The organism is Paenibacillus foliorum, from assembly GCF_013141765.1.
GTDB lineage: Bacteria > Bacillota > Bacilli > Paenibacillales > NBRC-103111 > Paenibacillus_S > Paenibacillus_S foliorum.
In genome coordinates this window covers 204061-221892 of sequence record NZ_WHOD01000003.1, presented here as the reverse complement: position 1 = coordinate 221892, position 17832 = coordinate 204061, and the positions used below count along the sequence as shown (strand labels likewise).

Below are 17832 nucleotides of genomic sequence, written 5' to 3'. Positions count from 1 at the left end.
GGTAATCACTCCTTTTTTATTGGTGTAATAGTAGTATTCGATGAAATAACTGGGTTATACTTGGTAAATAATTGAATGGAAGATGGGGGACTTCTTATGCAGATAATGAAGGATGTCTATTTATTAAGTGGCCAGCCCTATGGCGTGTCGTCTAATGTTTACGCTGTCATGGGACAAGAGTCCATCGTGATGATAGATTGTGGGACTGGGGATGAAGACTATAAGCTGATCGAACACAATTTGGCATCATGGGGGTTGGACCATTATCCGGTCAGTCATCTGCTGCTTACCCATTCCCATTTTGACCATTGCGGCAACGCCCATATCTTCAGCAAGAAGGGTACCCAATTAATTGCCGGTGCAGGTGATGCGGAGGGCATAGAGCTAGGGGATGAGAGGACCCTATATTATTCCTATAAGCAAAATTTTGTTCCATGTCCTGTTGATGTGAAAGTAAAGGACGGAGACGTTATAACAATCGCTGGACTTTCTTTTGAAATTATTCATACGCCTGGACATTCTCGTGGTTCTGTCATTTATAAGCTAATTAATCATGGCAAAGTGATTTTATTCACTGGAGATACGGTCATGTCCGGTCCAAATGGCCAACCTAAACTGGGAGTTACAGTAGCTGAGGATTTTGATGCAGGTCTCTATTTAAAATCACTAAATCGTTTGTCCAAAATGGAAGCGGATGCAGTGTTAGGGGGGCATTTTCAGCCGTGCTTGCGGAATGCAACGTTTCTCTTGAGACGAGGCTATCGAACCGGACTCATTGAGCTTCGCAGCCCTTCCATTCCGACATTACAATAAATTAAGTTAAGGGAGATGACTAGGTATGCATAGTAATAAACAGATAAGACTTGGGATCATTGGTATGGGAAAAGTTACGGTACAAAGACATATTCCATCGATCTCTTCTATTAATAATCCTCATGTACAGCTGTTAGCGGTAGCTGACGCTAAGCCGGGACTTGCGGCTAAAATAGCTGAAGATCTAACTATTCCGTATGCGTTTGAAGATTATAAACAACTTCTTGCGATGGACGAGATCAATGCGGTCTCTATCTGTACACCAACGTTCACACATGCAACAATTGCAATTGATGCACTTCAGGCTGGGAAACATGTATACCTTGAGAAGCCTGCAACGATGAATGAAACTGAGATGCGGGAGGTAATGAAGGCTGCGAAGGAAAGTGGAAAGGTGTTTATCGTCGGCTCCAATGGCATGCTGCAAAATCAGATGCTTATGTTCAAACGGATGATCGATAATAATGAGCTGGGTGAAGTATTCAACGTAAGCATCACTCGATCGTATCCAAGGAGCGCAGACAGCTCCAAACGCAAAACAATTGGCGGCGACGGCATCAGTATGGAAAGCGCTTCTCACAATGTGGAATGGGCGCTGTTCTTTCTAGGTGATCCTAAGCCGGTATCTGTTACGGGTGTGGGTTACTACAAATATGACAATATCTCTATTCCGTTGGAGCAAAGGGAAGCCGATGAAGTAGACGACTGCTCTTTGGCATTGATTCAATTCGACAACGGCAGCAGCTTTATGTATAAAGCAATGAGATCAGCAGCGGCTCCAGCAGAATATGAGGTAAGCATCCAGGGAGATATGGGGTTAATCAAGTATGATGTCAATAAATGCTATAAGGAGCAATCGGATGATTGCATACGCATCTATACGCAGCATGAAGCGGGTCACCTCTCGGAAACCAGACCGCTTATCTCATGCGGAAAAACACATGCAGCGATGTACAAGCATTTTTTTGAATGTATTGCTGAAGGTAAAGAATCCTATATCAGTAACGGCGAGAGAAGCGTTGTAGTGATGAAGGTATTGGATGCGCTTAAGCTGTCCATGAAAAATAAAGGCAAACAGATTCTGTTAGACTAATGTCCAAGGTTAGGGAGGGGGGAGTCCATGATAGGATTCAGCTGCCATTCGAGAAATTACGGTGCCGGCACACCTGATGAAATTTTTGGATTTATTAAGAAATTGGGCTTTGAATTCATTGATGTAGATTCCGTAGGAACGATTCGTCAGGAAGATGTGATTGAAAATCCGGAAAACATGGCGAGCTTTGTTAAAGAGCTGTCTGGGAGACACGGGATTAAGCTGGCCGAATACTTTTTGGGCAATGTATGGGTTGACGTTGAAAAAATAGAGACAAGCCAGCCTGACGTTAGAAAAAGAAATAAAATGTATGTGAATTTCGATAAAATCTGCAAATACGCTCGTCTTGCCGGGTTTCGAAGTATAATGGGGTCGGCAGGGACGTTAATCCAGGAACAAGGCTTTGAACGTTCATTTGATAATGCAGCGTTGACTTTGGGGAAAATGGTACAGATCGCCTCGGATCAAGGGATTTCATTTCATGTTGAACCTAGCCAGAACTCGTTGCTGAATGTACCGTCCAAGGCCGTAGAGATGGCAAAAGCAGCAGTTGGGTTAAGGTATACCCTTGACTTTCTACACTTTCAGGTTAACGGTCACAGTCAAGACGAATCCATGAAGCTGTTGGAATATACGGGACATATGCACGCAAGACAGGCGGCAGTTGGCTGGCCGAAATGTCCATTTGAATATGGGGAAATTGATTTTGACACGATTATTAAAAGGTTAAGAGGACTCCGTTGGGATGGAATAATAGCCATGGAATATTGGAATGGTCCCGCGGAGGAAGCAGCAGGAATGAGTCCTGTAGAACAGACTATATTGATGAGGTATCATCTTAAAGGGTTACTAAAGAAATATTATGGCTGACGCACAAACATATAGATTTTCACAATATAGGACCTAGCGGTGATCTGCTAGGTTTTTTTATTGTGCGAGGAAGGCAAAAGCGGAATAAACGGGAACGTAAATCAATAGGCTACGTATATTAATTTGATTAATACCATTAAATATTTACGAAAAAATACAAATATTAGAAAGATGTCATTTAAATATATAACGGAGGCATTTACAATGATTATATGTGCGAAAATTCATATTCCCCATGTAAAACACTTTGTGGTCGCTCGTCCTAGACTCCTGAGCAAGCTTGATGAAGGAATGAAAGTCAAGTTGACGCTAGTCTCCTCACAAGCTGGTTATGGAAAAACAACCGCTTTGAGTGAGTGGGTAAAAAAGTGCAATACACTTGTAGCCTGGGTTTCACTCGATGAACAGGATAATGATTGGTGGCGTTGGCGTTGTAACTTATTACTTTAAGAACAAGGATAACTTGATTATCGAAGCTTTCAAGGCGTTCTTAGGCTACTATGGTTTGAAGATCAATTCTGAAATTCAGCATACAATGACTGCTGAGAAAATGATCAATGTCACGCTGAAGCACATCCTTCCCCCTAATAGTGATACGCAAGGGGCAATCAATGTGTCGGATCTTGAGGGGATTGAAAAGATGTATATCCCGCACGAAGATCAAGCAAAGCTTTTTCTTCATTTCTTCTCCAAAGCTGTGTTAGATCGTAATTTGCAAGAAGTAGTTTCTGCGTCTTATATGGAAGACATTAAAGGGATTGTGAAAATTTTCGACTATGGCAACATGTTGGGGCAACTGAAGGTGGAGGATTCGAAAAGCGCCGCTTATGGACTGCTAGCGATGGTGATAGGGCTAAGTTTCTTTAGAGTAGCGAATATCCAGCCCTTGAATGGTGAAGATAATCGATATATCTGCGAGGATTATGTCAAGAGGCTTATCAAGGATGAATGATATCCATTCATTAATTGGAGGAGGAAGATTGTGAACATAACTAAAGTAATAAAAAATGATGTAGAAATTGCTGTTGTAAGCACCAGTGAGATTCTGATAACGGATGTTCAATCGGCATTAGATTTATTAGCAACCGTAAACTTTGAAGCAGGCTGTGATCGTATCATTTTGAACAAATCAGCAATAAGCGAAGAATTTTTCAACTTAAAAACAAGGCTTGCCGGTGAAATATTACAAAAGTTTATTAATTATCATGTAAAAATTGCAATCGTTGGTGATTTTTCCGTGTATTCAAGTAAGAGCTTGAATGATTTCATCGGTGAATGCAACAAAGGGAAGGATATATTTTTCTTGTCCGATGAAGAGCTAGCTGTTGATAAACTGAGCTTTTTAGGAGGAAGGTAGAGTATCTAATGCAACCAAGATCCATGGATTACCCGATGGTAAAAATTCCAGGCGGAGAAATAATTTTAAGAGACGATAGAACAAAGAGTAAATGGAAGGCCGAAATAAAACCATTCCTTCTTGCCCAATATCCTGTAACTATGGAACTATATTTTGCTATTACAAAAAAATCACAGATTTCCTTTGACGGAGATCACAAGCCGGTTGTGAATATTTCTTGGAATGATGCAATTTCTTTTTGTAATCTACTTTCTCAGAAAGCTGGATTGAAAGAGTTCTATTCGATAAGTAATGAGGGTGAAAATATCATCTGTGATTGGGAAGCAGACGGCTATCGCCTTCCTTCAGAAGCAGAATGGCAGTATGCATGTATGGCAGGAACTACAGGATATAGATACGGAGAGCTTGATAAGATTGCTTGGTATAATGAAAATTCAGGAGGCAGAATCCATGAAGTAGGAAGAAAGGAACCAAATGCATGGGGGCTGTATGATATGTTAGGAAATGTTTGGGAGTGGTGTTGGGACGTATATGATGAGAAAGTATACGGCTCCTATCGAATTTTTCGCGGTGGTAGCTGGGCTGAAGAGGCCAGGGGTTGTGGGGCTACGTGCCGTCGTCGCAGCCACCCGTCATTTTACATCGACGACCTCGGATTCCGCCTTGCAAGCAGCCCCCAAATTAAAACAAAGCAACAACTACACTATTGAAGTATTATTGAATTCATTCCATAGGGTTATCTTCTTGTGTTTGCTTATATTGCTTATTCGCTTTGAAGGCAAATATAAGGTATAAAACAATCATAATCGGCAGGAGCATCCAGAAAAACCCTCTAAAAAATGCGAATGGTGTTTCAAAGAGGAAGGATCTCCAAAAAGCCTCTCCGGTTTTTTCCCATAGACCCGGTGTATAATACAATAATTTCGGATTGAGCAGAGCGGCTGCATCAATAGAGTCGGTGGAAATTAGCACTACAAAAATAGGGATGAAGGAAGTAGCCAAAGAGCTCCACATTTCAGATAGCCGCTTATATCGGACAGCTTTGGAATCGACATCCGAAAATATATCTTCACTTCCGTTTTCATCTGCCTTCTGAAAATATTGATACCCCGAGCTTTTCGTTCCTGTGATATGTTTCCAACCGCTGTCTTCAAAAAGGGCACAGTAGTCTTCGAAATCCGCCTTCTTTTTAAATGTGCGGTAATCTATTTTGATTGCTGCATTCTCGGGCTTGGAGGGTTGGAATTCATAGCCAATCGATTTTTTCTTGAATTGATAACCTTGCTTGGCCATCTCATTCAACCATTTTTCCTCTTTGTCAAAATTAGTAAAGAACTTGAATTTTCTCATTCTTGTTCCCCCATTCTCATCTCAGTGTACTTTTCGTAACCTGAATCATATGATTCATTCTTTCTAAGTCGAGCCGCAAAATTTCCATTCCTTTTTCTGTAATGACATAAACCTTGCGGCGACTATCCTCACTTCTGACAGGCTCTATAAATTTCAGCTTCATCAGGTTCTCAATCGCTCCATAAAGGGTCCCAGCCGCCATTCTTACCTGCCCGCCGCTTAACTCCTCCACCTTTTGCATGATCAAATACCCGTGCGCAGGTTCCGTCAAGGCCAACAGTATATAATACACGGTTTCTGTAAGCGGCAAATTTGTATCTCTCCCCATGCTTCCCCTCCTTGTATTCAACGGAATTGTATATCGTCAAACTTTATATAGTTGAACTGTATAGTTACACTATATACAAAAAGACTGTATATGGCAATAATAAAAAATGCCGATAATCATTTTAGTGAATTGAAAAGCATTTTGGTGAAAACTGAGCATAAACACTTGATGTCCTATTAAGAGGGTGGTTATGATGAAAGCGGGAGAGACTCGTATTTGCTATTGGTTGGAGTCCGAAGGAGGAAGTCTGAAAGTCTGAGTAAAGGAATTTTGGACGGATTTGAGTTGATAAGAGGAGTAATCAAACGCTATAATAAGCAAACATAATCAAATGACGTGATTGCTGTTGAGCTGCAGTGCAAGCGCTTTAATAATAGTTGAATGTGGATAGCGATCAGGAGATAGGTACAACGATAACCGAGGAGATGCCTCAGCGATAAGTAATAATTAGACTCGGGAGAGAGATGCGATGATCGTCAGAGCTATGAAAAAGAATACAATCATGAAAGGCTGGTTGCTCTCATATGTAACCATTCTTTTGATCCCCATAATTGTAGGTGTATTAATTTATGTAGAATCAACCGAGGTCCTAAGTAATGAGATTAACCGGTCCAACCAATCATTGCTCACCCAAATTCAAAGCGGAGTCGATAGCCGTTTAGCGGAGATGGACAAGTTCAGTGTTGATTTGGCAATAAATAAAAAGCTGGATAGCCTGTATAATGCCCAAAATCCACTTACGAATGATGAAAGATACAAGATGTTTGAATTGATGAGGGATTTGCAGACTACGAAGTTTGGAAATGACTTTATCGATTATGTATTTGTATACTTCCACAGCAGTGACATGATCGTTTCAGACTCTAATGCACAGCAAAGCCATTTTTTATTCGACCTTCTCAAACCGGATAATCATATGGACTGGACTTCACTGCTCAAAGAACGATATATCAACACCCACTTTGCCCTAGAGCAGGAAGTAGATAATAAAGGGAAATCTGTCATGTATGTAAGAACGTTAATACCCAATTACCCTGACCGTCCCGGTGTCAGTGTAATGTTTATGTTTAATTCATCTAAGCTATTGAATACGATAAAACACATACCTATTGTGAATGATGGTCACATTCTGATCCTCAATGCTAAGCATGAGGTCATTGCATCAACAAGCTCTGATATCCCGAATTATACCCCATGGCTTTCTAAGTTTATGGGCGTTAGCGGTGTCATTCAAGAGTCGGATGAGGGCAGTGAATTGGCTGTCTCATACGTCACCTCTAGTCAATCGGGATGGCAATATATATTCATAACTCCTCAGGAAGTTTTCTTGAAGAAATTGATTTATATTAAACGGATAATCTATCTGTGTGTTGCCCTAAGTTTATTATTAGGCAGTGTGGCAGCGTATTTCTTTCTACGTCGGAACTATAGTCCGATTCAACTTCTCATGAATAAGGTGAATCACCAGAAGGCTGACCCGTACAACATTTCCTTCAATGAATACCACTATATTCAGAACGCGTTAGAAAGCCTGATTCAAGAGAAGGATCATTTCAAGCATAAGCTTAAAGAGCAGCATCCTGCTATGCGCAACCATTTATTAGGTCAGTTACTTAAAGGAAGGATGAAGCGCACCCTTCCCCTAAGCGATGTACTTGCCGCCTATGAGGTGTATTTTCCACATGAGCGGTTTGGCGTATTAATGATGTATATTGATGACTACGGCAAACTAGATTCCCCTGCTGATGATGAATCTCACTACGACAGGGTTAAGCTGCTGCATTTTATGATGATCAATGTAGTAGAGGAATTGGCCAATAAGAATAATGTAGCCTATATGGTTGAAATCGATGAATATTTATGCTGCATTCTGAATGGTCCTGATCACTCAGGGGTGCTTGAAGAATGGCAATCTATTGCGAGGCAAACCCAAGAGTTTTTGTCAACACACGTTCAAGTGGTAGTGACTGTCTCAATCAGCTCGGTGCAGCAGAGCCTGTTCGGGCTGCAGGAAGCTTATGAGGAAGCTATGGAGGCTATGGAATACAAGTTCCTGATGGGCGGAGGGGAGATCCTAGTTTATGATGAGATGATTCAAGGAGCTTCACAGGATTATCATCCTGCTTATTATTATCCTTTAGCCGCGGAGCAACAGCTAATCAATTTCATTAAGACAGGCGATGCTGAGAAAGCTATGGCAGTAACCAAGGACATTATTTCAACGAACATGACTCGCAGCCAGGTTTCTATTCCATTCATTCGCTGCATTGTAGTTGAATTTGCAAGCACCTTCATGAAGGCAATGATTGAACTACCAGGAAGAACCGAGCAAGACAGCCTCTCCTTCGAGCAAGTTCATAATCAATTGCTTCAATGCCGCAGCATTAAGGACTTGGAAGAAGAGCTGGACAAGATAATCAAGCTTCTGTGTCATTCAGAGAGGCAGTCAGGTGTAAATAATGAACTGATGGAGAAAGTACAAGTCTATGTCAATCAGCATTATTGCGACCCTAATTTGAACGTATCGTTAATCGGGGATGCATTTGACCTGACTCCTCCCTATCTAGCCAGGCTCTTCAAGAATCATAATGGCGAATCGTTATTGGAGTATCTTCAAAAAAATCGGATTGCTCATGCCAAACGCTTGTTAAAGGAAACCTCAGCAAGCGTTCTCGAGATCGGAAACCAGGTTGGCTTCAATGAAATATCTACATTCAATCGTATTTTCAAAAAATATGAAGGTATTACACCTGGGAAATATAGGGAGTTACCCCAAAGCTGAGGAGTTTACACCTCAGTTTTCTTTTTTTTGCAAGGTGATTGCACTTTTTCTGAAGTTTAATTAACAGTTTTACCATTCGTTTCACTGTTTTACCTCTATAGACACTACTTAAATTGGGTTATGATCGGTCAGAGCAAAGAGAGTGTAACCAATACAAAGGGGGATTATCTATCCATGAACAAAAGAAGCAAAAGGATGCTTCAATGTATGACAGCCGTTACGTTGATATCCACATCCATCGCATGCAGTAAGCAGTCGAGCCCGGCCGAAGTCAAAAGTACAACTAATAACAGCCAGCCAACTGCTGTGACGTACCCGTTAAATACCAATCAAACCCTGTCATACTGGGGACTAATGGGGAATACAAATATGGCTAACTTTTTCTCAAGCATCGGGGAAGCTCCATTTGGTAAAGAACTGGCCAAAAGAACCGGGGTCCAAGTGAATTTTACGCATCCTCCTCAAGGTCAAGACCGAGAGCAATTCAACTTGATGGTCGCTTCGAACGAGCTTCCCGATATGATTGAAACGAACTGGTTTAATAATGGTGTTTATCCGGGAGGCTCCCAGAAGGCAATCAATGATAAAGTGATCACACCATTGAATGATTTGATTAAGAAGCATGCACCCAATTTAAACAAACTACTAGAAGAAGATAAAGAACTGGCCAAAATGCTTCAAACCGATGACGGGAAATATTTCGTGTTCCCAATGATCCGCAACAGCTTCAGTCAAGTTTATCGAGGTCCCATGATTCGCAAGGATTGGTTGGATGAGCTCGGTCTGCCGGTTCCGACTACAATCGATGAATGGGAAACCGCATTACGTGCTTTTAAAGAGAAGAAAGGGGCTTCAACTCCGCTAAGCATCATTTATTCGAATACAGGTGGCATGGATATTCAGGATACTTTCATCGGAGCGTTTAAGACGTCAGCCGGTTTTTATGTGAATGATGAAGGTAAAGTCAAATATGGACCTTCCGACAAGCAATACAAGGATGCCATCCTGTTATTCCGCAAGTGGTACAATGAGGGATTGCTGGATAATAATTTTGCAGTAACTGATGCGAAAGCAAACAATAACAAAATTTTAAGCGGACAGTCCGGATCCACGACATACCTGCTGAGCGGAGGACTTCAATCTTATACAGATGCTATGAGAGAAAAGAACCCTAAATTTAATATGGTGGGCGCTCCATATCCGACATTAGCCAAAGGAGAGACACCATTTATTGGCCAATATGACTTCAAGGTCGAGCCGAGCCGGGGGGTGGCCATCTCCGCTAACATGAAGAAGCCGGAGCTTGCTGTCCAATGGCTGGATTATGCATATGGCAAAGAAGGCAACGAATTGTTCAACTTTGGGATTCCGAATGAAAGCTATGTTTCAAACAATGGCAATATTGCATTCTCGGATAAGGTGAATAAGGACCCGAAATATACCACGATTCAAATACTGTCGCAATATACAAGGCAGAATGGACCGTTCATGATTGATGAGAGATATAGCAAGCTGATCTTGAAATATCCGCAGCAGGAAGAAGCGGTGAAGCTGTGGTCGGCTACGGATGCGAAGAAGCATACCTTGCCTCCGTTTATAACTCCAACCGATAGTGAGAGCAAGGAGCTGGCAAAGCTTACTACCGCCATCAAGAGCTATAAGGAAGAGATGCAGCTCAAATTTATTATGGGCAAGGAACCGATCGAGAACTTCGATAAATTCGTAGACCAGATGAATCAGCTCGGGTTGCCAAAGGTCGTTGAAATCTATCAAGCGGCATTGGATCGATATAATAAACGATAAATTAAAATAGGTAAGGGGACATTCCAAGGAATTGTCCCTGATGGAAAGGGGATGCAATAGTGCAAACAGTGAAGGTGGAGACCCCTCTAACGCTAGCTTCAAGCCGAAAAATAAATCTTTTATGGGATATTCGTAAAAATAAATATTTATATATTATGCTTTCTCCCGTCTTGCTTTACTATGTTTTATTTCATTACATGCCGATGTATGGAGCTGTGATTGCCTTTAAGGATTACTCGCCAACCCTTGGAGTATGGGGAAGCGCATGGACGGGTTTCGATCATTTCATCCAATTTTTCAATGGCCCGTATTTCATTCGAACGTTGAAGAATACACTTCTGATCAGCTTTTATGATTTACTGTTCGGCTTCCCGGCCCCGATTGTTCTTGCTCTGTTGTTAAACGAAATTCGGCTCTCTTGGTTTAAGCGCGCCGTGCAAACGATAACTTATATGCCGCATTTTATTTCGTTGATCGTCATTTGCGGTATGATTAAGGATTTTACCTCAACTGGAGGTCTCATTGCCACGCTTGTTGCTTGGCTCGGCGGTCCTAAAGAAAGTCTGCTGTTATTGCCGGAATGGTTCCGAACGATTTTTATATCATCCGGTATTTGGCAGCATGTCGGTTGGGGCACTATTATTTATCTTGCTGCTCTGACTACCATTGATTCTGAACAATACGAGGCCGCCAAAATCGATGGTGCGGATCGCTGGAAGCAGATGAGATACATTACGCTACCTGGTATCGTGCCAACTATTATTATTATGTTAATTCTGGATCTGGGACGACTGCTGAATGTAGGTTTCGAGAAAATCATTCTACTCTATAATCCGTCAACCTATGAAACCGCGGATGTTATTTCTTCCTATGTGTATCGTGTTGGGCTGCAGGAATTTAATTACAGCTTTAGTGCGGCAGTAGGTTTGTTCAACTCAGTTATTAACTTTGGATTGGTTATTCTATCGAATTACATTAGTCGTAAGGCTAATGATACAAGTTTATGGTAAGGAAGTGACAGCATGCGGGAGTACCCAACTGTTAGAGAGAGAATATTCGATGTGTTTAACTTTATTTCATTATCGCTGCTAATGCTTGTTACGTTGTATCCCATTTACTACGTTGCCATTGCATCGATAAGCAATCCAACCGAATTAATGGCTCATAAAGGTATGATCTGGCTTCCGCAAGGCTTTTCGCTCAAGGCTTACTCTATGGTCTTTGACAACCCAATGATCCTGAAAGGATATGGCAACACGATATTCATCGTCATTGTTGGACTACTTTTTAACCTGACACTTACTGCCTTCGGTGCCTACGCCCTATCTAGAAAGGGACTCTATTACAGGAAACAGCTGACACTGTTTATCGTGTTCACCATGTTCTTCAGCGGCGGTCTGATTCCTTACTACCTAACGGTCAAGGGACTTGGGTTGACGAATACCGTGTGGGCGCTGATCATCCCCCAAGCCATCAATACGTTTAACCTCATTATCATGAGAACTACGTTTCAGGCCATTCCCGACAGTTTGGAGGAATCGGCCAAAATCGATGGCGCCAATGACTTTACCATTTTATTTCGCATAATTATACCTATTTCATTGCCAATCATGGCTGTAATGATTCTGTATTACGGTGTCAGCCACTGGAACTCGTGGTTTAATGCGATGATCTTCATTCGAAATCGTGAGCTGTTTCCATTGCAATTAATTCTTCGCGAGATACTAATCTCCGGGGAAACAGCGGGAATGGTTACTGGTGCGGAATCAGGCGATATGGTTATGCTGGCAGAAACGTTAAAGTATGCAACCATTATGATTGCAACGCTGCCGATTTTGTTTGTTTATCCATTTCTCCAGAAATATTTCGTGAAGGGCGCTTTGCTTGGAGCTATAAAAGGGTAGAACAATTCAGGAGGAGAAGGTACAAATGAAATCCATTCGCAAGAGGATTGCACAAGCCGTAACATTTTCTATATTGTTTACATTAATCATTCCCTTACTGTATTCGATCCCTTCGGTATATGCCGAAGGCCCGGTGAATTTGGCCCTTAATAAACCGGTCACTACCGACTCGGAAAATTCAAATAACCTTGCTAGTAATGTGGTAGACGGAAATGCTAATACAACTTGGAAACTAAAACAGGCATCTCATGTAACGGCTAATCGCGAAAGATCTATAGAAATTGATTTGATGAAAGGTACTTCTGGTAATATCGATTTTGATAAGGTTGTATTGAAAGGGCTGAACAATAGCGTCACATCTCCTAGCACTTCCCCCTATATTGTCGCCTTCAGTGTGAGTGTCAGGCCGGACGGGGGAACGGAAACGGTAGTGGCTCAAAAATCAGGCGGTCTTGCACAGATGGAAACAATCACCTTTACAAAACAGACTGCGCGTTTTGTTAAAGTTAGCCTTACGATAGACATGAGTTATTCAACAGTAAAAGATATGATGGCAGAAGTCGAGGTTTATAATACAAGCGCGCCCCCGGCGGACATGAGCGTCCTTGACAGCGTATACTTTGCGGGTTATGCTCCCGGTGAATCGCTCTCTCTTGCGGTGGGACAATCCGAATCGCTTCGGATGCAAGGCGTGCTAACGAACGGACAACCGGCTGAATTGATAGTTTCAGCCATTACTTATAGCAGCTCCGCTATAGCCGTTGCTACGGTTAACGGGAGCGGACAGATTCAAGCCGAAGCAGTGGGTACGGCAACAATTACAGGAAGCGCTACACTAAATGGAGTAACGAAAACCGTAAATCTACAGGTTAATGTGACTCAGCCGCAGAGTGGAACCGTACTTAGCGCGGTGTACTTATACGATGCCAGTGTAAACCCATACCCCAATAACGGTACTCTCAAGTTGTCTCCCGGGGACTCTCATCAGCTGACGGTGAGGGGCGTGACGGATAATCAAGCTGCTGCGGACTTAAGCGATGCTGCGATCACTTACAACAGCGGCTTTCCTGAGGTGGTCCAAATAGACCAGAGCGGGCGGATCACAGCAGTAGGTAGCGGTTCCACCTACATTAACGTGTCCGTACTCAAGGGGGGCGTCACCAAATCGACCCGCATCTGGGTAGATGCTTATCCACCGGGGACGGATATGTCTACAGTAAATATGGCGCTTAAAAAGCCTGTGGCCGCAAGCTCCTTCTGCGGTAGTACCTGCGCAAACGGAACCTATGACTATAGAGCGGTTGACGGCAACGCCAGCACGTATTGGCGCGCGCTTAGCGCCGATTTTCTAGATGATGGTCAGCACCAGCTTATAGTTGATTTTGGCAGACCTACAGAGTTTAATAAAACGGTCATGAATCTGAACAGTGGAGACAATGGTTCTGTCAAAAATTATGAGCTCTATTACTCAAATGACGAGAAAAACTGGTCTCAGACTTTCGGGAAAGATAGCCTGGGGAAAGATATCCTCTGGAGTAATTCACAGAAAAACTGGCAGAGCTTCTATCAAAATCGGATTCTGATTGCCAAATCAGATACGGCGATTTTCGAACCGGTTACTGCCAGATATCTCTTGGTTAACGTATTTGCGTCGAAAGCCGCATCGCCTCTCATATACGAGTTGGAGACTTATCGAACGAATGAAGTGCCGGTGCCACCCCTCAGCAATGCGCTGACTTCAGTATATTTATACGACCAGACGGTCCCTAATTATCCGGAAAATGCTGAAATTAACGTTCCCAAAGGAGGCGAGGCGCAATTATCGATAGGGGGCAAGATGTTTGATAAAACGAATCTGAATCCGAGTGAAGCAAAAATTAGCTTTACCAGCAGCTTGCCTGAGGTTGCGAGCATCGATCAAGACGGAACGGTTCATGCGCTTACAGGCGGGGTCGCACTCTTGACGGGATCGGTTACCTATGGACCGATAACCAAATCGGCGTCCGTGTTCTTTATTGTAAAGGACGATACGCCTCGCATAGCCGATACTGGGTTAATCCACCCAAGCATACAGACCAAGATTGGAACGCCCGCATTCATTCCCCCAGGGGATAACTATCCGGATGTGACTGTCAAAGGCTTTGTTGATGCCGAACTGACAGGGCAGGTAAGACGGGACGGTCAAGAAACCATTCATCATTTTGAAGCAGTCAAGCTGGGAGCTGGGACTGATACGGTCTTTAAAGTTCCGGGATCGGCAACGCCTGGACTATACGAAATCGAATTACAGCTAAAATTAGAGAATGGAAGCACTGTTTTTGACAAACTGTACTTCACCGTGCTGGATGTGAATCAAATTCCAGACAATCAAAGTCACATCGCGTACTTAGGAACGGACGGCAAGATGGTCTATGTACCTGATTACCGTGGGAATCGCATTCTCGATTTTTCCAACGTAGGTTACATGGGGGGCGGCGTAAAACTCCCGGATGTGCAGGCTAGAGTGGCAGTGGAGCCGGGCGACGGGGATGATACGGCACGCATACAGGCTGCCATAGATTACGTTTCGGGACTGCCTATGCAATCGGACGGGTTCCGAGGAGCCGTTCTGCTCAAGAAGGGTCGCTATGATATCAATGGAGAGCTATTCATCCGTCAGAGCGGGGTTGTATTGAGAGGCTTGGGAGAGGGGAAAGAGGACACCGTTCTCTACGCAACTGGAACAACAAGACGGTATATCCTCAATATTGGGGATACATCGGCTGCGCCTGTATTACTGGGAGATACACTTACAAAGATTACAGATCTATACGTACCGTCAGGCAATCATACTTTTCATGTTCAGGATGGTTCCGGTTATAAAGCTGGAGATAAAATAATGATTCGTCGTTATGGAAACAGCAGTTGGATCCATGAGATTCATATGGATACGATTTTGCCGAGTACAACGGAAACAACCGTTCAATGGGAGCCGTTCTCGCTTGACTTTGACCGAGTGGTGACTAGAGTAAACGGAAATGAGATCACCGTCGACGCGCCCATCCCGAATGCGATTGAACGTCAATGGGGCGGCGGAGATATACGGAAATATAACGATAGCGGTCGGATCGAACAGGTAGGTGTAGAGAATCTTCGGGTTGATGTGGAATTTGACCCAAGCGTGACAAGTGTATTGGATGGAGTCACCTACTATTCGGACGAGAATAAAGCTCATACCTTTGCACGGTTCGGCTATGTTCAGAATGGATGGCTTCGGAATGTAAGTGGCTATCATTTGGAAACCTCTCTCGTTTTCACAGGAAGATCTTCGAAATGGATCACAATCCAGGACGCTAAGGTTTATGATATGGTTAGCATCATTACGGGAAGCAGGAGATATGCTTTCTTCTATACCGGGCAGCTTGCTTTGACACAGCGGGTATATACGGAAACAGCTCGGCATTCGTTTATTGTTAACAGTCAAGTCACAGGACCTAACGTTTTTACGGATAGCGATTCGGTTAATTCCTTCGCGCGAAGCGAGCCGCATCATCGATGGTCTGTGGGAGGCTTGTTTGACAACATTCGGGGGAATGCTAATATCATTGACCGGGCTAACTACGGTACGGGACACGGCTGGGCTGGAGCGAACTATGTCGTGTGGAACCATGAGGGAGAGTTGGCCGTGCAGGCACCGCCAACGGCACAAAACTATGCCATCGGACTCAAGGGAACACGTTATCAAGGCGATTATGGAAACTTTCCAGCAACAGGCAGTTTTCCAGCTGGAAAGGATCCAACCCGCGAACGAGCTCAAGGCTACTGGGAGCAGGAAGGTCGCCATGTACAGCCGCTGAGCCTGTATATCCAGCAATTGCAGGACCGTATGGGTATGCAAGCCGTTCAAAACATAGCGACTACACCTGTAGGGGGAGGCGCTCTGGATATTCCGCAAGCTCCAAGCAGTGATAAAGATATCACCTCTTTCAGTTTCCAAGGGTTGCCGGCTTCATATAATGGCATTATCTCAGGCACCAATATTGCTGTAACAGTGCCCAATCAAACGGTTGTGATGAATTTGGTTGCCATGTTTGCCACAACAGGAAAAAGTGTGCAAATAGGATCCACTGCGCAAGAAAGCGGGATCACAGCAAATGATTTCAGCGTACCGGTCACCTATGTGGTAACAGCAGCAGACGGTTCTACTAAGAGCTATAATGTCATTGTGACAAGAGAGTATACCCGGCAATCCAATCATACGGGACAATCAGGCCAATCTGGGCAGTCAGTTGCCGATAATAACGGAGCTAAGCAGGATGGAAACCAAGTGACCGCTACTTTGGATACCCAAACAAATGTATCAAAGACAGCCGTGTCCTCGGAAACTTTAAGCAATTCTTTTGAGAAAATAAAACCAGGTGCCGATGGGATTAAGACACTTACGTTAAGCGTAGTCAGAATCGAAGGCTCAAAAGGATATGAAATCGCTCTGCCGGTATCTTTCCTGAGCTCAAATGATACAACCAAAAAGCTTGAGATCAAAACCGAGTTCGGTTCCATAATCCTACCAACGACAATGCTGAAAGCAGCGGATTCGCAAAGGTCTGCAACGGCTTCGTTGCTTATTACGAAAGCGAACACAGCCCAGCTTCCTGCTGAGCTGCAAAAAGCTTTGGCGGGTAAACCAATCATTGATCTTGCGCTCAAGATTGGCGACAGCTTAAGCGAATGGAGAAGCACTGATTCATTCGTTGAAGTATCGGTGCCATACATTCTAAGCTCAAATAATGCCGACCCTGAGCATGTAGTTGTTTGGTATGTTGATCCGTCAGGGAAAGTTCAAACTGTTACATCTGGAAAATACGATTCCGGACAAAGCATTGTGACATTTAAAATAAACCACTTTAGCTTGTATGCGGTAACTGAGGTGTACAAAACGTTCGCAGATCTGTCCAGCCCTAGCTACAGCTGGGCTAAGAAAGCAATTGAAGTATTGGCATCCAAAGCTATTGTGGAAGGTACGCAATCCGATGCTTATAGTCCGGGAGCGCAAGTAAGCCGAGCCGACTTCATATTGCTGCTGAACCGTACGCTAGGTTTAACGGCAGTCAATCCGGCAGCATTCCGTGATGTCAGCAAAGATGATTATTTCTATGAGGCAGTAGGAACAGCAAAGGCCCTCGGTATCGTTGACGGAGTGGAAGATAACTTGTTCCGTCCGCATGACACGATTTCCAGACAGGATATGATGGTCATTCTTGACAGAGCCTTAACTTTGTTGAAAGTTGCAGATGAAAAGGCAGCCTCTGCATTGTTGAACAGCTATAAGGATTCATCTGCTGTTTCTTCTTATGCAATAAATAGTGTCAGCAGCTTACTTAAAAGAGGTTTGATCGAAGGCGATAATTCCTATCTTTATCCGCAAAATAAAGTGACAAGAGCGGAAGCAGCGGTTGTCATCTACAGATTGTATAACCAAAAATAGAGCAACACATTTTTTAATAAGCCTTCGTCGATGTCGGAATCAATGACTTTGACGAAGGCTTATTTCTT

At 43.3% G+C, this 17832-nt stretch carries 14 protein-coding genes; 12 read left to right on the top strand and 2 right to left on the bottom strand.

Annotated features, from left to right (window positions below; all coding sequences use genetic code 11):
- The first annotated feature begins 96 nt into the window (after positions 1-96).
- The 7 genes from GC093_RS00910 to GC093_RS00880 all read left to right on the top strand — a co-directional run bounded on the left by GC093_RS00910 (position 97) and on the right by GC093_RS00880 (position 4843).
- Entirely contained in the window at positions 97-813 is a 717-nt protein-coding gene (locus tag GC093_RS00910) for an MBL fold metallo-hydrolase (protein ID WP_171649955.1), read from the top strand.
- Positions 814-838: 25 nt separating this feature from the next.
- Entirely contained in the window at positions 839-1906 is a 1068-nt protein-coding gene (locus GC093_RS00905) for a Gfo/Idh/MocA family protein (RefSeq protein ID WP_171649954.1), read from the top strand.
- A gap of 27 nt (positions 1907-1933) precedes the next feature.
- Positions 1934-2776 (top strand): sugar phosphate isomerase/epimerase family protein, encoded by an 843-nt coding sequence (locus GC093_RS00900; protein WP_171649953.1) that lies wholly within the window; start codon positions 1934-1936, stop codon positions 2774-2776.
- A 204-nt stretch (positions 2777-2980) separates the two neighbouring features.
- Positions 2981-3226, top strand: a complete 246-nt coding sequence (locus GC093_RS00895) for a hypothetical protein (protein WP_216624438.1) — start codon at positions 2981-2983, stop codon at positions 3224-3226.
- Entirely contained in the window at positions 3177-3728 is a 552-nt protein-coding gene (locus GC093_RS00890) for a TetR family transcriptional regulator C-terminal domain-containing protein (protein WP_246313217.1), read from the top strand. Before GC093_RS00895 ends, GC093_RS00890 begins: the two co-directional genes overlap by 50 nt.
- A gap of 30 nt (positions 3729-3758) precedes the next feature.
- Positions 3759-4133, top strand: coding sequence for a DUF4180 domain-containing protein (locus tag GC093_RS00885; protein WP_171649951.1), 375 nt, complete (start codon positions 3759-3761; stop codon positions 4131-4133).
- 23 nt (positions 4134-4156) lie between these two features.
- Positions 4157-4843, top strand: a complete 687-nt coding sequence (locus GC093_RS00880; RefSeq protein ID WP_376768609.1) for a formylglycine-generating enzyme family protein — start codon at positions 4157-4159, stop codon at positions 4841-4843.
- Between the two features lie 13 nt (positions 4844-4856).
- On the opposite strand, the gene GC093_RS00875 is transcribed toward GC093_RS00880, so the two are convergent.
- Entirely contained in the window at positions 4857-5483 is a 627-nt protein-coding gene (locus GC093_RS00875; protein ID WP_171649950.1) for a DUF2812 domain-containing protein, read from the bottom strand.
- A gap of 16 nt (positions 5484-5499) precedes the next feature.
- Entirely contained in the window at positions 5500-5811 is a 312-nt protein-coding gene (locus tag GC093_RS00870; RefSeq protein ID WP_171649949.1) for a PadR family transcriptional regulator, read from the bottom strand.
- Positions 5812-6295: 484 nt separating this feature from the next.
- On the opposite strand from GC093_RS00870, the gene GC093_RS00865 reads away from it, so the two are divergent.
- The 5 genes from GC093_RS00865 (at position 6296) to GC093_RS00845 (ending at position 17764) form a co-directional block, all read left to right on the top strand.
- Positions 6296-8593, top strand: coding sequence for an AraC family transcriptional regulator (locus tag GC093_RS00865; RefSeq protein WP_171649948.1), 2298 nt, complete (start codon positions 6296-6298; stop codon positions 8591-8593).
- 174 nt (positions 8594-8767) lie between these two features.
- Positions 8768-10396 carry an extracellular solute-binding protein gene (locus tag GC093_RS00860; protein ID WP_171649947.1) on the top strand — a complete coding sequence of 543 codons (1629 nt, stop codon included), beginning with the start codon at positions 8768-8770 and terminating at the stop codon, positions 10394-10396.
- Positions 10397-10551: 155 nt separating this feature from the next.
- The gene (locus GC093_RS00855; protein WP_171649970.1) at positions 10552-11406 is read left to right on the top strand and encodes an ABC transporter permease; all 855 of its coding nucleotides are present in this window, start codon (positions 10552-10554) and stop codon (positions 11404-11406) included.
- Between the two features lie 12 nt (positions 11407-11418).
- Positions 11419-12300, top strand: coding sequence for a carbohydrate ABC transporter permease (locus GC093_RS00850; RefSeq protein WP_171649946.1), 882 nt, complete (start codon positions 11419-11421; stop codon positions 12298-12300).
- 25 nt (positions 12301-12325) lie between these two features.
- Entirely contained in the window at positions 12326-17764 is a 5439-nt protein-coding gene (locus GC093_RS00845; protein ID WP_171649945.1) for an S-layer homology domain-containing protein, read from the top strand.
- Positions 17765-17832 lie beyond the last annotated feature (68 nt).

Bases quoted from the DNA above. Each gene is read 5' to 3' on its own strand.
- GC093_RS00910 (WP_171649955.1), top strand. From the start codon at position 97: ATGCAGATAATGAAGGATGTCTATTTATTAAGTGGCCAGCCCTATGGC.
- GC093_RS00905 (WP_171649954.1), top strand. From the start codon at position 839: ATGCATAGTAATAAACAGATAAGACTTGGGATCATTGGTATGGGAAAA.
- GC093_RS00900 (WP_171649953.1), top strand. From the start codon at position 1,934: ATGATAGGATTCAGCTGCCATTCGAGAAATTACGGTGCCGGCACACCT.
- GC093_RS00895 (WP_216624438.1), top strand. From the start codon at position 2,981: ATGATTATATGTGCGAAAATTCATATTCCCCATGTAAAACACTTTGTG.
- GC093_RS00890 (WP_246313217.1), top strand. From the start codon at position 3,177: ATGAACAGGATAATGATTGGTGGCGTTGGCGTTGTAACTTATTACTTT.
- GC093_RS00880 (WP_376768609.1), top strand. From the start codon at position 4,157: ATGGATTACCCGATGGTAAAAATTCCAGGCGGAGAAATAATTTTAAGA.
- GC093_RS00875 (WP_171649950.1), bottom strand. From the start codon at position 5,483: ATGAGAAAATTCAAGTTCTTTACTAATTTTGACAAAGAGGAAAAATGG.
- GC093_RS00870 (WP_171649949.1), bottom strand. From the start codon at position 5,811: ATGGGGAGAGATACAAATTTGCCGCTTACAGAAACCGTGTATTATATA.
- GC093_RS00865 (WP_171649948.1), top strand. From the start codon at position 6,296: ATGAAAAAGAATACAATCATGAAAGGCTGGTTGCTCTCATATGTAACC.
- GC093_RS00860 (WP_171649947.1), top strand. From the start codon at position 8,768: ATGAACAAAAGAAGCAAAAGGATGCTTCAATGTATGACAGCCGTTACG.
- GC093_RS00855 (WP_171649970.1), top strand. From the start codon at position 10,552: ATGCTTTCTCCCGTCTTGCTTTACTATGTTTTATTTCATTACATGCCG.
- GC093_RS00850 (WP_171649946.1), top strand. From the start codon at position 11,419: ATGCGGGAGTACCCAACTGTTAGAGAGAGAATATTCGATGTGTTTAAC.
- GC093_RS00845 (WP_171649945.1), top strand. From the start codon at position 12,326: ATGAAATCCATTCGCAAGAGGATTGCACAAGCCGTAACATTTTCTATA.